Consider the following 15,597-nt stretch of genomic DNA (forward strand, 5'->3'; position numbering starts at 1 on the left):
GGGAGGATCATGGGAGGAATGGAAGGGAATACGAAGAAACGGAGGGGAAGCAAAGGGAATGTCGTCGGCGGCGACGGATGTGTATAGGGGACAGGGGCGCCGGGGCGCGCGGCGGCGGCCGCCCGCGAGCTGGCCGAGCACCGGCAGCGGGTCGACGCCAGCCGGGTGGAGATGGTGCGCGGGCTGGCCGACACCACCGGCTGCCGCCGCCAGTACCTGCTGGGCTACTTCGGCGAGGAGCTGACCGAGCCCTGCGACAACTGCGACACCTGCTCGGCCGGCACCGCCACCACCCTCGAGGCGACCGACGGCGAGTTCGCCGTGGACACCGCCGTGGAGCACGCCGAGTGGGGGCCGGGCGTGGTCATGCGGACCGAGGGCGACCGGGTCGTCGTCCTCTTCGAGACCGCCGGCTACCGGACGCTGGCGCTGGCCGCCGTCCGGGAGCACGACCTGCTGCGGCCCCGGGCGGCCTGAGGTCCTGGTTGCCCGGCGGGGGCGACGGGTAGGCGACGAGGACGTCGAGACCGCGGCGACCCGCACGACCACAGGAGGTCTCGATGAACCCGATCGACCCCGCCGCCCACTCCTCCCGCTGGACCTGGCCGCAGCTGCTCGCCGGCGCGATCGGCGCGGTGTACACCGCGGTCGGCGTCGCCGGCTTCGCGAAGACCGGCTTCGCCGACTACTGGGACGCCATGGACAGCCTGCTGGGCTTCATGGTCACGCCGTTCCACAACACCGTGCACCTGGTGATCGGCCTGGCCGGGCTGGCGCTGGCCAGCACGCTGCCGCGGGCCCGGGTCTACGGCTGGCTGCTGGCCGTCGGCTACGGCGCGACGTTCGTCTACGGCCTGTTCGCCGTCGGCGAGAGCTGGGACCCGCTGGGCATCAACACGGCCGACAACTGGCTGCACGGCGTCTCGACCCTGCTCGGTCTGCTGGTGGCCCTCGGCCCGGTGCGCCGCGACGAGTCCCCGGTGAAGGAGGTCCGAGCCGGGAACCGCTCGGAGCCCTGACCCGCCCGCCGGACCGGTGTGACCCCGGCTACGGTCGGCAGCATGGACTTCGCGCTGTCGGCCAAGGCCGAGGACGTCACCGGCCGCATGTGGGACTTCATGCGGGAGCAGGTCTTCCCCGCCGAGGCGGTCTACCACGCCTGGCGGCACGAGCGCGGGCGCGACGACCACGGGCTGCCGCCGGTGGTCGAGGAGCTCAAGGCCGAGGCCCGCTCGCGCGGGCTGTGGAACCTGTTCCACCACGAGCTGGCCGGGCTGTCCAACCTGGAGTACGCCTCGGTCGCCGAGATCACCGGCTGGTCGCCGGTCATCGCCCCCGAGGTCATCAACTGCGGGGCCCCGGACACCGGGAACATGGAGACCCTGATGCTGTTCGGCACCCCCGAGCAGAAGTCGCAGTGGCTGGAGCCGCTGCTGGCCGGGGAGATCCGCTCGGGCTTCGCGATGACCGAGCCCGACGTCGCCTCCTCCGACGCCCGCAACATCTCCACCTCGATCACCCGCGACGGCGACGACTACGTCATCAACGGCCGCAAGTGGTGGATCACCGGCTCGGCCGACGAGCGCTGCGCGATCTTCATCGTCATGGGCAAGACCGACCCCGACGGCCCCGCGCACCGCCAGCAGTCGATGATCCTGGTTCCCCGCGACACCCCGGGCCTGGAGATCGTCCGGCACCTGCCGGTGTTCGGCTACCAGGACCAGCACGGCCACTCCGAGCTGCGGTTCACCGACGTCCGGGTGCCCGCGACCAACATGCTGGCCGGCGAGGGCGACGGCTTCATGATCGCCCAGGCCCGCCTCGGCCCCGGCCGCATCCACCACTGCATGCGGGCCATCGGCATGGCCGAGCGCGCCCTGGGCCTCATGGTCCGGCGCACCCAGGACCGGGTGGCCTTCGGCCGACCGCTGGCCGAGCAGGGCACCGTCCGCGAGCAGATCGCGCTGTCCCGCATCGAGATCGACCAGGCCCGGCTGCTGGTGCTCAAGACCGCCGACCTGATCGACAAGTACGGCGCCAAGGGCGCCCGCACCGAGATCGCCGCGATCAAGGTCGCCGCACCCAAGGTCTGCCTGGACGTCATCGACCGCGCCATCCAGGTGCACGGCGGCGCCGGCGTCAGCGACGACACCCCGCTGGCCGAGTTCTGGGCCCACGCCCGCACCCTGCGCATCGTCGACGGCCCCGACGCCGTCCACATCCGCTCGGTCGCCAAGGAGGAGCTGGCGCGCGAGCGCCCCTACGCCGGGTGAGGCGTCTCGCGGACGGCGGTCACGCTGGGTAGGTTCGGCAGCACCATGGGGGACGACGACCTGCACGCCGAGCAGCGCGCTCGGCGGATCATCGACGCGCAGCTGACCGCAGCCGGGTGGTACGTGCAGGACCAGGCCGCGCTGAACCTGTCGGCCGGCCAGGGGATCGCCGTCCGGGAGAAGGTCATGGCCGCCGGCCACGGCCGCGCCGACTACCTCCTTTACCTCGACAAGCGCGCGGTCGGCGTCGTCGAGGCGAAGCCGGCCGGGACCACGCTGGCCGGGGTGGCGTGGCAGTCGGCGAAGTACGCGACGGGCCTGTCGGCGCAGACCAGGTTGCGGGCGGTGACGCTCGGCGATCGGCTGCCCTTCGTCTTCGAGGCCTCGGGCAGCGAGCTCTTCATGACCAACGGCTACGACCCCGCACCGCGGTCGCGCCGGTTGTTCACCTTCCCCCGCCCCGAGACGTTGGCCCGCACCGTCCGGGACGGAGCGACCTGGCGCGGCCTGGTGCGCACCCTCCCTCCGCTGGAGATAGCGGGACTGCGGCCGGCGCAGATCGAGGCCATCGCCGGTGTCGAACGGTCTCTGGTCGAGCAGCGGTTCGACCGATCGCTCATCCAGATGGCCACCGGTGCTGGCAAGACCTACACGGCCGTGACCAGCTGCTACCGGTTGCTGAAGTACGGCGGCTTCAAGCGGATCCTGTTCCTGGTGGACCGCAACAACCTGGCCACGCAGGCGCTCGGGGAGTTCCAGAACTACGCCATCCCGGACGACGGGCGCCGGTTCACCGAGGTGCACAACGTCGACCTGCTCACCGGGGCGGGCATGGTCGGTTCGTCGTCGGTGGTCATCTCCACGATCCAGCGCGTGTACGCGGCACTGCGAGGCGAGCAGGTCACCGCGGACGACGACCCCCAGCTGGACGGCTACGTGCCCGACCAGCCGGTCACCGTGGCCTACAGCGCCGCCCTCCCCCCGGAGGCCTTCGACCTGGTGATCGTGGACGAGGCGCACCGGTCGATCTACGGGGTGTGGCGCGGGGTGCTGGAGTACTTCGACGCCCACCTGGTCGGGCTGACCGCGACCCCCGTGAAGCAGACCTTCGGCTTCTTCCGGCAGAACCTGGTCTCGGAGTACACCTATCCGCAATCGGTGGCCGACAACGTGAACGTCGACTTCGACGTCTACCGGATCCGCACGGAGATCTCCGAGAACGGGTCGACCATCGACGCGGGCACCGTCGTCCCGAAGATCGACCGCCGCACCCGGGTGCAGCGTTACGAGACGCTGGACGACGAGGTGACCTACTCGTCCACCCAGCTCGATCGTGCGGTGACGTCGAAGGCGCAGATCCGGCTGGTGCTCGAGACCTTCCGCGACCGCCTGTACACGGAGATCTTCCCGGGCCGGTCGACCGTGCCGAAGACGCTGATCTTCTGCAAGGACGACAACCACGCCGAGGAGGTCGTGCGTACGGTGCGGGAGGTCTTCGGCGCTGGCGACGACTTCGCCGCCAAGATCACCTACGCCGGGCAGGACCCCAAGGGTGACCTGAAGAAGTTTCGGACATCGTCCACCCTCCGCGTCGCGGTCACGGTGGACATGATCGCCACCGGCACTGACGTACGACCGTTGGAGTGCGTCTTCTTCATGCGTGACGTGAAGTCGGCGGCCTACTTCGAGCAGATGAAGGGTCGCGGTTCCCGCACCATCGCACCGACGGACTTCCAGCTCGTGACGCCGGACGCCGAGCGGAAGGACCGGTTCGTTTTGGTCGACGCGGTCGGTGTCACCGAGCATCCGCAGATGGATGCGACCCCGCTCGAGCGGACGAAGTCGGTCTCGCTGGAGCGCCTGCTGGCGAAGGCGGCGGCCTACGAGCTGACCGAGGACGAGACGGCGACGCTGGCCTCGAGGCTGGCGAAGCTGGAGTTCGACCTGACGCCAGCGGAGCGGGTCGAGCTCGACGAGCTGGCCGGCGGGTCGCTGCGTACCGTCGTCCGCGGGCTGGTGGCGGCGGTGGACCCGGACGAGCAGGCGCGCGCCCGGGAGGCCGACCCGGCCGACCCGGAGGGAGCGGTGCGACAACTGCTGGACGATGCCGTCGAGGGTCTGGCTGCCAGGCCGGAGCTGCGCGCCCGGATCGTCGAGCTGCGACGGACCCACGACCAGGTGATCGACGAGGTCAGCGTCGACGTCCTGCTGGATGCGCACGGGGTCGTCGACACCGAGCAAGCGCAGTCGGTGGTGGCGTCGTGGCGGGCCTACCTCGACGAGCACCGGAGCGAGATCACTGCACTGCAGCTGCTGTTCGAGTCTCGGGAGGCCGGACAGCGGGTGTCCTACGCCGAGCTGGCCGAGTTGGCCGACCGGATCAAGCGACCCCCGCACAACTGGACGGCTGATCTCATCTGGCAGGCCTACGAGGCGGTGGAGGTCGGCCGGGTGCAGCACACCGATCGCCGTACCGTCACGGACTTGGTGTCCCTGGTGCGCTTCGCGCTGGGGACCGACGACGAGCTGACGCCCTACGCAGCGCGGGTGGCCGAGCGGTACCAGGCATGGTTGGCGCAGCAGGAACAGGCGGGGGCAGTGTTCGACGAGCGACAGCGGTGGTGGCTGGACCGGATGGCCGAGGTCGTCGCCTCCTCGGCGGGCATCTCCGCGGCGGACCTGGAGAACGTGCCCTTCACCGAGCACGGCGGGGTCGACGGTGCCGTGCGTGACCTGGGTATCCGCGCCGGCGAGCTGCTGGGCTCTATGAATCGTGAGCTCACCGCGTGACGGCTCTGGTTCCCCTCAGCCGATACGTCCGATCCGTGGAGGCGGGTCGATCGTTCGGTCCGCCGGCGCCACCGGCCGACCCGGACGGCTGGGGCGTCATCAAGGTCAGCGCGATGACCTGGGGTCGGTTTCGACCCGACGAGAACAAGGCGGTTCCCGCCTACTTGGTCAACCCCAGGTTTGAGATCAAAACCGGAGACTTGCTGGTGAGTCGGGCAAACACTTCTGAGTATGTCGGAGCCCCCGTCGTTGTCGGCGCCACCAGGCCAAGGCTCTTGCTGAGCGACAAAAGCATGCGGCTCTCTGCTGTCCCGGGCACAAACCCCGCTTGGTTGCGGTACATGCTGATGGCACCCTCGGCCCGCCGCCAGATCGAGGCACGGGCGACGGGCACATCAGACTCGATGAGGAACATCTCGCAGGCTGGCCTTCTCGCGGTCCAGCTTCCTGACTGCCCCGACTCGGAGCAGCGGCGGATCGTGGAGCTTCTTGAAGACCACTTCTCCCGCCTCGACGCTGCCGACTCCTACTTGTCCGCTTCTCTGGACCGGCTCAGCAGGCTTGAGACCGCACAGCTTTCCGCGCTCATGGAGCAGGCAGGTACGGTCCGCGACCTAGGGCTTGCTGACCTGCTCGAGGTTCCACTCACCAACGGCCGATCCGTGCCTACGCGTCAGGATGGATTCCCCGTGCTGCGCCTCACCGCCATTCGGTCCAGCACTGTGGACACCACCCACAGCAAGGGCGGTGACTGGTCGGTGGACGAAGCCAGGCCCTTCCTCGTCGAGAAGGGCGACTTCTTGGTGGCCCGGGGAAACGGAACCCTTCGCTTGGTCGGCCGCGGTGCGCTCGTGGACGCGGTTCCCGAAGAGGTTGCGTTCCCCGACACCATGATCCGGATCAGACCTGATGTCACCCGTCTCCACCCCGAGTTCCTGCGGCTGGTGTGGAACGCGCCCCGGGTTCGACGACAGATCGAGGCTCAGGCTCGCACCACGGCCGGAATCTACAAGATCAATCAACAGCACGTTCGTGGCATTCGGTTGGACCTTCCTGACCTTCCCGGTCAACACCGCGTGGTGGCCGATATGTCCGAGGCCATAGCCGCCCGCAACCGCGTCCACGAAGCGCTCCATCTGGCTCGCCGGCGATCCTCGGCTCTGCGACGGGGGTTACTGGAAGCTGCGTTCACCGGCCGGCTCCCCGGGCAGTCCAGCGACGTCGACCTGGCCGGTTTCGTCGCGCCACCCGAACCGCACGGGGCAGGGGTTGCGAGGTGACCCCGTTCGACGGGAGACGAGGAGTTCAGGCAACCGCGCGACATCGAGCGACTCGTCTGCGAGCGGGGCACAAAGTCTGAAGACCTTGACCAACCCTGGTTCGACGCCGTGGAGCACGAACGCCGCCACACCGCCGAAGCGCTGCACGAACTGCAGTGGTGCAGCTCACCTGCGCCAGAAGCCGAGCAACTCTTGGCAGAGGCGCCCGCCCAGGTCCCAATGTCCCTTTGTTAGAGACATGCGAGGGTGTTCCGGTAGCCTGATGTCTCTTGGATAAGGACATAGGGACATGCCTCGCCTCTTCGCCGTGCCAGACCTCGATCTCGACGACCACGCCGCCATCGCCGGTGTGCACCAGATGCGCGCCGACCTGGCCTCGGTGCTCCGGGCACCTAGGAGGTGGCAGGGCGGGCTGCGCAAGACCAGCCAGGCACGCGCCATCCAGGGGTCCAACAGCATCGAGGGCTACTCCGTCAGCACGCAGGACGCTGCAGCCGCGGTCGAGGACGAGGCGCCGCTCACCGCCGACCAGAAGACCTGGGCCGAAATCCTCGGCTACCGCCGCGTCCTCACCTACGTACTGAACGTCGCCACCCTGCCCGGTTTCCTCATCGACGAAGCCACCCTCAAGGCCCTGCACTTCATGCTGCTCGAGCACGATCTGAGGAAGGGGCCGGGGCAGTACCGTCAGCGCGCCATCTACGTGCGTGACGACATCCGAGACGTGACCGTGTATGAGGGGCCCGACAGCGACGACGTCCCAGCACTTATGGCATCGCTCGTCGAGAGCCTCGAACGGTACCGGGACGCCGATCCACTGGTCCGCGGAGCCCTCGCCCACTTGAACCTGGTGATGATCCATCCCTTCCGGGACGGCAACGGTCGGATGGCCCGGGCACTCCAGACGATGACGCTCGCCCAGGACGACGTCATCGAGCCGGTCTTCTCCAGCATCGAGGAATGGCTCGGAGCCAACACCACCGACTACTACCGGGTGCTGGCTGCCACCGGGCAGGGCTCGTGGCACCCGGAGAACGACGCCCACCTGTGGGTGAAGTTCAATGTGCGCGCCCACCATATGCAGGCGCAGACCCTGCGGCGGCGCTTCGACGAGGCCGAACGCACCTGGGTCGCGCTCGACGAGCTCACGGCCCTACACAAGCTCCCCGACCGTGTCGCCAACCTGCTGTTCGAGGCATTCCTCGGCCTGCGCGTGCAGCGCAGCACCTACATCAAGCACACCAACCTGGAGAAGCGCACCGCCACCCGCGACCTGGCCCAGCTCACCGACCGCGGCCTGCTCGACGCCGTCGGCCAGACCCGCGGCCGCTACTACGTGGCCGGCGACGAGCTCCGGGAGCTGCGTGCCCCCACCCGCCCCGCCCGCCGACCCGTGGACGACCCGTTTCCGGGCCTGATGGACCAGATCCCCCGCGTCCCTGTCCAGACGGCCCGTACGGTGACCGCCGAGCCGCACGAGGGGGGAGCAGGATGACGCAACCGACGGTCGACGCGCGCAGGCTGATCGACAAGCTGTGGAGCTACTGCAACGTCCTGCGCGACGACGGTGTCTCCACCATCGAGTACACCGAGCAGCTGACCTACCTGCTGTTCCTCAAGATGGCACACGAGCGGGAGACCCGGCCGCTGGCACCGGAGCGGATCGTCCCGGCGCAGTGCTCCTGGCAGCGGCTGCTCGACGCCGACGGCGACGAGCTGGAGACCACCTACCGGCACATCCTGGAGACCCTGGCCAAGCAGCCCGGCGTTCTCGGTGTCGTCTTCCGCAAGGCGCAGAACCGTATTCAGGACCCGGCGAAGCTCAAGCGTCTCGTCGTCGACCTCATCGACCGCGAGAACTGGTCCGCCTCGGGCACCGACGTCAAGGGCGACGCCTACGAGTCGCTGCTGGCCAAGGGCGCCGAGGACATCAAGTCGGGTGCCGGCCAGTACTTCACACCCCGTCCGCTGATCGAGGCGATGGTTGACGTCGTCCGGCCCACCCCCGACGACACCGTCGTCGACCCGGCCGCCGGCACTGGCGGGTTCCTCCTCGTCGCCCACGAGCACGCCTCACGGCACGCCGCAGACCTCACCCCCACCCAGCGCACCCACCTGCGTGACCGGTTCGCGCACGGGACCGAGCTGGTCGACGGGACCGCCCGACTGGCGGCGATGAACCTGATCCTGCACGGCATCGGCGCCCCAACCGGCGACAGCCTCATCGAGGTCAAGGACTCGCTGCTCGCCGACACCGGCCAGCGCTATTCGGTCGTGCTGTCCAACCCGCCGTTCGGGCGGAAGTCCTCGATCACCATGGTCGGGGCCGACGGCCGGGAAGCTCGCGAGGACCGCGAGATTGAGCGGCCCGACTTCGTCGTCACCACCGCCAACAAGCAGCTCAACTTCGTGCAGCACATTGCGACGATCCTGGCGATGTACGGCCGCGCGGCCGTCGTCCTGCCTGACAACGTGCTCTTCGAGGGCGGGGCAGGCGAGACGATCCGCCGCAAGCTGCTGCGCGACTACGAGCTGCACACGATGCTCCGGCTGCCAACCGGCATCTTCTACGCCCAGGGCGTCAAGGCCAACGTGCTGTTCTTCGACAAGCGCCCGGCTGCCGACCACCCGTGGACAGAGCGACTCTGGGTCTACGACCTGCGCACCAACCAGCACTTCACGCTGAAGCAGAACCCGCTGCGCCGCCATCACCTCGACGACTTCGTCGCCTCGTACGCACCCGGGCGGCCACGCAGCGAGCGGGTGGAGAGCGAGCGCTTTCACTCGTTCGGCTATGACGAGCTCATGGCCCGGGACAAGGCCAACCTCGACATCACCTGGTTGCGCGACGCCTCGCTGGATGACGTGGACGACCTGCCCGCGCCGGAGGTCATCGCCCGCGAGATCGTCGACGACCTGGCCGCCGCCCTCGCCGAGTTCGAGGCCGTCGCCCTCGCACTGGAGGACAGAGCCTGACTGCGCTGCGTGGATCAGGTGCGACGAGCAGCGTGCATCTTCAGCCACCGACGTCAGTGGCTGAGGATGCACATTCGTCGTCCCAGCTGATCCACGCCGAGCATCAGGGGGTCTGGGCGCGCTTCACCAGGAAGCCGCCGATCCCGGCGAGCACCAGGGCCACCACGATCTGGGCGAACGCGACCGCGGACTCGTCGCGGGAGAACCAAGTCGGGGAGGACAGCAGCAGCACGACCGCGATGCCCAGCAGGAGCAGCCCCACCAGGCGTTCGCGGCGGGCGTTGCGGGTGCGGGGCTCACTCATGCCCCCACCCTATGGAGTCGCAGCGCTCGGGGAACGATGCGCTGCGACTCCATCAGGGGTGGATCAGCGGACGCCGAGCAGGTGGTCCATGGCGAGCTGGTCCAGCCGCTCGAAGGCCATCCCGCGGGCGGCCATGGCCTCGATGTCGAACGACTCGGCCCGGACGTCGGCCAGGGTCTCCCCCGCGGCCAGCGTGGACTGCGACAGCTCGGCGACGCGGGAGTCCAGCAGCGCCTGCTGCACGTCGGGGTCGGCCCGGAACGCGGCGGCCTTCTCCTTCAGCGCCAGGTAGTTGGCCATGCAGCCGCGGGCGGACTCCCACACGCCGTCGAAGTCCTCGGTGCGCGGGGGCTTGAAGTCGAAGTGCAGGTAGCCGTCGTAGCCGCCCTGCTCCAGCGCGTCGACGGTCCAGAACGCCCCGCGCAGGTTGCCGGCGCCGAAGCGCAGGTCCTGGTCGTAGCGGGGACCGTGCTGGCCGTTGAGGTCCACGTGGAACAACTTGCCGTGCCACATCGCCTGGGTGATGCCGGCGGCGAAGTTCAGCCCGGCCATCTCCTCGTGCCCGACCTCCGGGTTCAGCCCGACCATCTCGGGGTGCTCGAGCTCGTTGATCAGCGCGATCGCGTGGCCGATGGTCGGCAGCAGGATGTCCCCGCGGGGCTCGTTCGGCTTGGGCTCGATGGCGAAGCGCATGTCGTAGCCCTGCTCGCGGACGTACTCGCAGAGGGTGTCCATGCCCTCCTTGTAGCGCTCGAGCGCCGCCGCGATGTCCTTGGCGGCACCGGACTCGGCACCCTCGCGACCGCCCCAGAAGACGTAGGTGGTGGCGCCCAGCTCGGCGGCCAGGTCGATGTTGCGGGCGGCCTTGGCCAGGGCGTACCGGCGCACGTCGCGGTCGTTGGCGGTGAACGCGCCGTCCTTGAACACGGCGTGGCCGAACAGGTTGGTGGTGGCCATCTCCACGCCCATGCCGGTCTCGGTCAGCGCGGTGCGGAACCGCTCGAGGACGGCGTCGCGGGTGGCGTCGTCGGGCACCAGGTCGTCGTCGTGGAACGTGACCGCGGCGGCACCCATCTCGGCGAGCTTGTGCACGGCCTCGACCGGGTCCATGGGCGGCCGGACGGCGCCGCCGAACACGTCGACGCCCTGCCAGCCGACGGTCCAGAGCCCGAAGGAGAAACGGTCGGCGGGAGTGGGGGTGCGGGTCATGCGTAGGCCTCCATCAGCGGGACGGTCGTGGGATCGGAGAACACCGGCTGCAGCGCGACGTGCGCGCCACCCCGGACGGCTGCGGTGAAGCCGAGGGTGGACAGGACCACCCGGTCGGCGTCCTCGACCCGGGCGGCGAGCGCCGCGCGCAGGGGGTCGAGCAGGAACTCGCCGACCACGGCGAAGTACCCGCCGAGGACGACGACGGCGGGGTCGAACAGCGACACCAGGACGGCGGAACCCACGCCCAGCCCGGTGCCGATGTCGGCGAGGGCGGCCAGCGTGCGGGCGTCGCCGGCGCGGGCACGGGCGCGGACCTCGGCGAGCCGGTCCTCGAGGTCCCGGCCGGGGTCGCGCAGCGGGTCACCGGGGTCGGCGGCCGCGCGCAGCAGGGCGGCCAGGCCGACGACGGTCTCCCAGCACCCCCGGCGCCCGCAGCCGCACGGCTCGTCGCCGGGGGTGAGCGCCAGGTGGCCGATCTCCCCGCCCAGCCCGGTGCTGCCGCGCAGCAGCCGGCCGCCGGTGACCACGCCGCCGCCGACGCCGATCTCGCCGGTCAGGTAGACCAGGTCGGCGACGTGCGCGTGCGGCCCGGCCGACCACTCGGCCAGCGCGGACAGGTCGGCGTCGTTGGCCACGGTCACCGGCAGCCGCTGGCCGGCCAGCCCGGCCGCGACGTCCACCCCGACCCAGCGGGGCAGGTTGGGCGCGGTCCGGACGACGCTGCCCTGCACCCCGCCGGGGAACGCGACGGTGACCCCGACGGCGGGGTGCTCGGTGCGGGCCTGCCAGATCATCGCCGAGGCCCGGGCGAGCACCTGGGCCGGCGGCAGGGCCGCGGTGTCCACCGCGAGCCGGTCCTGCCAGCGGACGGCGCCGGCCAGGTCGAGCACGAGCACGGCCAGGTAGTCGACGTTGACCTCGACGCCGATCCCGCAGACGCCCCGGCCGTCCAGCTCGACCAGCGTGCCGGGCCGCCCGACCGACCCGGGCCGGTGCAGCTCGCCCTCGGCCACCAGCCCGCGGTCGACCAGCTCGCCGACCAGGCTGGACACGGTGGCCTTGGTCAGCCCCGTGTCGGTGGCCAGCCGGGCACGGCTGCGGGGGCCGTCGTCCCGGAGGTGGCCGAGGACGGCGGCCAGGTTGGCGCTGCGCACCTGGGCCTGGGTCTGCACCGCTGCCCCTCCCGTCGTCCTGGCTATTCGTTCGGTCGTTGCACTATTGTCTGCGTCACGCTCGACCGTCAACCCAGGAGGTCCCCGTGCCGCTCGTCGCCGGTGTGGACAGCTCGACCCAGGCCTGCAAGGTCGTGGTCCGGGACGCCGGGACGGGCGAGCTGGTGCGGCAGGGTCGCGCGGCGCACCCCGTGGGCACGGAGGTCGACCCGCGGGCCTGGGAGGCGGCGCTGGCCGACGCGCTCGCCGAGGCCGGTGGGCTGCACGACGTGAGCGCGCTGTCGGTGGGCGGCCAGCAGCACGGCATGGTCTGCCTGGACGACGCCGGCGACGTGGTCCGCCCGGCGCTGCTGTGGAACGACACCCGCTCCGCCGACGCCGCGGCCGACCTGGTGACCGAGCTCGGCGGGGGCCAGGCCTGGGCGGACGCCGTGGGCGTCGTCCCGGTGGCCTCCTTCACCGGGTCCAAGCTGCGCTGGCTGGCCGATGCCGAGCCCGCCAACGCCGACCGCACGGCGGCGGTGTGCCTGCCGCACGACTGGCTGACCTGGCGGTTGTCCGGCGCGGCCGGGCTGGACTCGCTGGTGACGGACCGGTCCGACGCCAGCGGCACCGCCTACTGGTCGGCCCGCACCGGGGAGTACCGGCAGGACCTGGTGGAGCTGGCCCTGCGCGGCCGCAGCCCCCGGGTGCCGCGGGTTGCCCGGCCCGACGAGCGGGTCGGCCAGCACGGCTCGGTGGCCCTCGGCCCCGGCGCCGGCGACAACGCCGCGGCCGCCCTGGGCCTGGGCGCCGGGCCCGGCGACGTCGTCGTCTCGATCGGCACGTCCGGCGTGGTGACCGCGGTGTCCGCCGTCCCGGCCGCCGACCCGACCGGCACGGTGGCCGGGTTCGCCGACGCGACCGGCGCGCCCCTGCCGCTGGTCTGCACGCTCAACGCCGCCCGGGTGCTCGACGCCGCGGCCGCGATGCTGCGGGTCTCCCTCGACGAGCTGGCCGACCTCGCGCTGTCCGCCCCGGCCGGTGCCGACGGCCTCGGCCTCGTTCCCTACCTGGAGGGCGAGCGGACGCCGGACCTGCCGCACGCCACCGGGTCGGTGCACGGCCTGACACTGCGCACCTCCACCCCGGCGCACTGGGCGCGGGCCGCGGTCGAGGGCCTGCTGTGCGGGCTGGCCGACGGCATCGACGCGCTGGTCGCCCAGGGCGCGACGGTGGACCGGGTGCTGCTGGTCGGCGGCGGGGCTCGGTCGCGGGCGGTGCAGGAGATCGCGCCGGCGGTGTTCGGCCGGCCGGTCGCCGTCCCCGCGCCCGGGGAGGCCGTCGCCGACGGCGCGGCCCGCCAGGCGGCGTGGGTGCTGACCGGCGAGCTGCCCGGCTGGGTCGGCGCGGAGACGCGCACCGTCGAGGCCGACCCCACCCCCGCCGTCCGCGAGCGCTACGCCGAGGGCCGCGACCGCACCGACCGCTGACCGCTCCCCGGGCGTGGATCAGCTGGGTTCACCGGGGTCCGTCCTGGCTCACCGGCGCCGGTGAGCCAGGACGGAGTCCGATCAGCTGAGCCGATCCACGCGGGGGGCGCTAGATCGCCGCGGGGTAGCGGGAGTGCTCCGGGAAGTTGCCGTAGAGCAGCTCGTTCGCCGGGCCCTGGGTGACGGCCTGCACCAGGAGCTCGCCGCCGACGAAGCAGCCCAGCCAGGAGGCGCCCCGGCCACCGAAGGGCTCGGCGCGGTCGCCACGGGAGCGGGGCTTGTTGATGCCGACCTTGAAGGCCTGCACCTCCCGAGCCAGCCGGTGCGCCTTGTTCCTCGTCGTCGCAGGCGATCGAGGCGACCAGCGCCCCGTTGGAGGCGTTCATCTGGGCCAGCAGCTCGGCCTCGCTGTCCACCACCACGATGGTGTCCACCGGGCCGAAGGGCTCGGAGTGCATCAGCGCCGAGGCCCCGCCCGGGGACAGCAGCGCCGCGGGGGCGACGTAGGCCGAGGTGTCCTGGCCGGCGATGAACCGGCCGTCGGCCAGGTCCCCGCGCCACAGCGGGACGGCGCCGCGGTGCATGGCGTCGGACACCCGGTCGCGCAGCTCGGCGGCCTTGCCGGCGCTGATCACCGGACCGAAGTCCAGGGTGGGCAGCTCGTCGCCGTCGTTCTCCACGGCCAGCGGGTGCCCGAACCGCAGCGACTGCACCACCGGCAGGTAGGTGGCCAGGAACTGGTCGACCAACTCCCGCTGCACGACGTAGCGGGGGTAGGCGGTGCAGCGCTGCTTGCCGTACTCGAAGCCCTTCTTCAGGTGCGCGGCCAGGCCGTCCCAGTCGGAGAACTCCCAGATGCCCCAGGCGTTGAGCCCCTCCTGCTCGAGCATGTGCCGCTTGCCGGTGTCCAGCAGCCCCGCGGCGACCTTGCCGCCGTTGGACCGGCCGCCCACGAACGCCAGCGCACCGATCTCCGGCGAGCGCACCAGCACGCTGGACAGCTCCGCCCCGCCGCCGGACAGCAGCGTCACCGGCAGGCCCTCCCTCGCCATCAGGGCGTGGGCGAGGGTCAGGCAGGTCGCCCCGCCCTGGGACGGGGTCTTGGCGATGACGGCGTTGCCGGCCAGCAGCTGCACCAGCTCGCTGTGCACCAGCACCGACATCGGGTAGTTCCAGCTGGCGATGTTGGACACCGGCCCGTCCAGCGGGGTCCGGTCGCCGAGCATCGAGTCGATCTCGTCGACGTACCAGCGGACGCCGTCCAGGGCCCGGTCGACATCGGCGCAGGCCAGCTTCCACGGCTTGCCGATCTCCCAGGCCAGCAGCAGCGCCAGGTCGTCCCGGGCGTCGGCCAGCGCGTCGACCGCTGCGGTCACCCGGGCCTTGCGCTCGGCCACCGGGGTCGTGGCCCAGTCCCGGTGCGCGGCGGCCGAGGCCAGCACGGCGTGCTGGGCCTCCCCGGCGGACACCTTGGGCAGCCCGGTGAGCTTGGACCCGTCCACCGGGGACACCAGCGTCTCCGGGTCCCCGATCGGCCGCCAGGTGCCGTCCACCAGGTTGTGCAGCCGGTCGGTGCCGAACGCGTCCGGGGCCCGTCCGGAGGAACGGCCGAGGACCGCGGCCCACTCGGTCCCGGGTTTCACGTGGAGCGACGTCGTCGTCATGTCCGCACTCTGCCAGCCGCCGCGTGTCCTGTGGGTGATGGCGATCACCGTTGAGAAGACGGTCACACCTGCCGATGCGGGGGAGAATGAACCTTCATCCACCCAGCGAGGAGTTCTGCACCCCCATGGCCACCATCGAGGGAACCGCCGTCCGCAAGCTCGTCATCGCCTGCGACGCAGGCATGGCCAGCAGCGTGCTGATGAGCGTCCAGCTGCGCAAGAGCCTGGGTGGGGTCGTGGTCGAGCACAGCCCGCTGGACGCCATCCCGGCCGACGCCGACGTCGTCCTCACCCACGACAAGCTCGCCGCCCGGGTCCGCGAGACCGCCGGCGACCGACCGGTCATCTCCTACGGCCAGGTCATCGGCGACCCCGCCGTCGCCGAGATGGTGCGCGCGATCAACGCCGGCGAGCCGATCTCCGCCTGACCCCCGGGCCGACCCAGGGCCGGCAC

General features: G+C 71.2%; 13 protein-coding genes. 9 read left to right on the plus strand and 4 right to left on the minus strand.

Translation table 11 applies throughout. From position 1 onward, the window contains the following. Positions 1-129 precede the first annotated feature (129 nt). From LFA75_RS10480 to LFA75_RS10510, 7 genes are all read left to right on the plus strand, one after another. Positions 130-477: a RecQ family zinc-binding domain-containing protein gene (locus tag LFA75_RS10480; protein ID WP_225236045.1), complete on the plus strand. Its 348-nt coding sequence runs from the start codon at positions 130-132 to the stop codon at positions 475-477. A gap of 83 nt (positions 478-560) precedes the next feature. Then, complete coding sequence (locus LFA75_RS10485; RefSeq protein WP_225233583.1) at positions 561-1,019, plus strand: DUF4383 domain-containing protein; 459 nt, start codon at positions 561-563, stop codon at positions 1,017-1,019. A 42-nt stretch (positions 1,020-1,061) separates the two neighbouring features. Further along, positions 1,062-2,273, plus strand: a complete 1,212-nt coding sequence (locus LFA75_RS10490) for an acyl-CoA dehydrogenase family protein (RefSeq protein WP_225233584.1) — start codon at positions 1,062-1,064, stop codon at positions 2,271-2,273. A gap of 45 nt (positions 2,274-2,318) precedes the next feature. Next, the gene (locus LFA75_RS10495) at positions 2,319-5,063 is read left to right on the plus strand and encodes a type I restriction endonuclease subunit R (RefSeq protein WP_225233585.1); all 2,745 of its coding nucleotides are present in this window, start codon (positions 2,319-2,321) and stop codon (positions 5,061-5,063) included. A gap of 113 nt (positions 5,064-5,176) precedes the next feature. Continuing rightward, the gene (locus LFA75_RS10500) at positions 5,177-6,343 is read left to right on the plus strand and encodes a restriction endonuclease subunit S domain-containing protein (RefSeq protein ID WP_225233586.1); all 1,167 of its coding nucleotides are present in this window, start codon (positions 5,177-5,179) and stop codon (positions 6,341-6,343) included. Positions 6,344-6,632: 289 nt separating this feature from the next. Beyond that, on the plus strand, positions 6,633-7,838 hold the full coding sequence (locus LFA75_RS10505; protein ID WP_225233587.1) for a Fic family protein: 1,206 nt from the start codon (positions 6,633-6,635) through the stop codon (positions 7,836-7,838). Next, a complete protein-coding gene (locus LFA75_RS10510) occupies positions 7,835-9,319 on the plus strand; it encodes a class I SAM-dependent DNA methyltransferase (protein WP_225233588.1) in 1,485 nt (494 codons plus the stop codon). Before LFA75_RS10505 ends, LFA75_RS10510 begins: the two co-directional genes overlap by 4 nt. Before the next feature lie 103 nt (positions 9,320-9,422). On the opposite strand, the gene LFA75_RS10515 is transcribed toward LFA75_RS10510, so the two are convergent. The 3 genes from LFA75_RS10515 to LFA75_RS10525 form a co-directional block, all read right to left on the minus strand. Beyond that, complete coding sequence (locus tag LFA75_RS10515; protein ID WP_225233589.1) at positions 9,423-9,623, minus strand: hypothetical protein; 201 nt, start codon at positions 9,621-9,623, stop codon at positions 9,423-9,425. 63 nt (positions 9,624-9,686) lie between these two features. Further along, positions 9,687-10,832 (minus strand): xylose isomerase, encoded by a 1,146-nt coding sequence (xylA, locus tag LFA75_RS10520; RefSeq protein ID WP_225233590.1) that lies wholly within the window; start codon positions 10,830-10,832, stop codon positions 9,687-9,689. Further along, positions 10,829-12,007, minus strand: a complete 1,179-nt coding sequence (locus LFA75_RS10525; protein WP_225233591.1) for an ROK family transcriptional regulator — start codon at positions 12,005-12,007, stop codon at positions 10,829-10,831. The genes xylA and LFA75_RS10525 overlap by 4 nt, the downstream gene beginning before the upstream one ends. Before the next feature lie 86 nt (positions 12,008-12,093). Between LFA75_RS10525 and xylB the strand changes: the two genes are divergently transcribed. Then, a complete protein-coding gene (gene xylB, locus LFA75_RS10530) occupies positions 12,094-13,479 on the plus strand; it encodes a xylulokinase (RefSeq protein WP_225233592.1) in 1,386 nt (461 codons plus the stop codon). Here xylB and LFA75_RS10535 read toward each other — a convergent pair. Next, entirely contained in the window at positions 13,446-15,143 is a 1,698-nt protein-coding gene (locus LFA75_RS10535; RefSeq protein ID WP_263639373.1) for an aldehyde dehydrogenase family protein, read from the minus strand. The two genes, xylB and LFA75_RS10535, sit on opposite strands and share 34 nt — an antisense overlap. Positions 15,144-15,268: 125 nt before the next feature. Between LFA75_RS10535 and LFA75_RS10540 the strand changes: the two genes are divergently transcribed. Next, positions 15,269-15,571 carry a hypothetical protein gene (locus tag LFA75_RS10540; protein WP_225233593.1) on the plus strand — a complete coding sequence of 101 codons (303 nt, stop codon included), beginning with the start codon at positions 15,269-15,271 and terminating at the stop codon, positions 15,569-15,571. Positions 15,572-15,597 lie beyond the last annotated feature (26 nt).

The organism is Klenkia terrae, from assembly GCF_900491935.1.
GTDB lineage: Bacteria > Actinomycetota > Actinomycetes > Mycobacteriales > Geodermatophilaceae > Klenkia > Klenkia terrae.

Bases quoted from the DNA above. Each gene is read 5' to 3' on its own strand.
- LFA75_RS10485 (WP_225233583.1), top strand. From the start codon at position 561: ATGAACCCGATCGACCCCGCCGCCCACTCCTCCCGCTGGACCTGGCCG.
- LFA75_RS10490 (WP_225233584.1), top strand. From the start codon at position 1,062: ATGGACTTCGCGCTGTCGGCCAAGGCCGAGGACGTCACCGGCCGCATG.
- LFA75_RS10495 (WP_225233585.1), top strand. From the start codon at position 2,319: ATGGGGGACGACGACCTGCACGCCGAGCAGCGCGCTCGGCGGATCATC.
- LFA75_RS10500 (WP_225233586.1), top strand. From the start codon at position 5,177: ATGACCTGGGGTCGGTTTCGACCCGACGAGAACAAGGCGGTTCCCGCC.
- LFA75_RS10505 (WP_225233587.1), top strand. From the start codon at position 6,633: ATGCCTCGCCTCTTCGCCGTGCCAGACCTCGATCTCGACGACCACGCC.
- LFA75_RS10510 (WP_225233588.1), top strand. From the start codon at position 7,835: ATGACGCAACCGACGGTCGACGCGCGCAGGCTGATCGACAAGCTGTGG.
- LFA75_RS10515 (WP_225233589.1), bottom strand. From the start codon at position 9,623: ATGAGTGAGCCCCGCACCCGCAACGCCCGCCGCGAACGCCTGGTGGGG.
- xylA (WP_225233590.1), bottom strand. From the start codon at position 10,832: ATGACCCGCACCCCCACTCCCGCCGACCGTTTCTCCTTCGGGCTCTGG.
- LFA75_RS10535 (WP_263639373.1), bottom strand. From the start codon at position 15,143: ATGACGACGACGTCGCTCCACGTGAAACCCGGGACCGAGTGGGCCGCG.
- LFA75_RS10540 (WP_225233593.1), top strand. From the start codon at position 15,269: ATGGCCACCATCGAGGGAACCGCCGTCCGCAAGCTCGTCATCGCCTGC.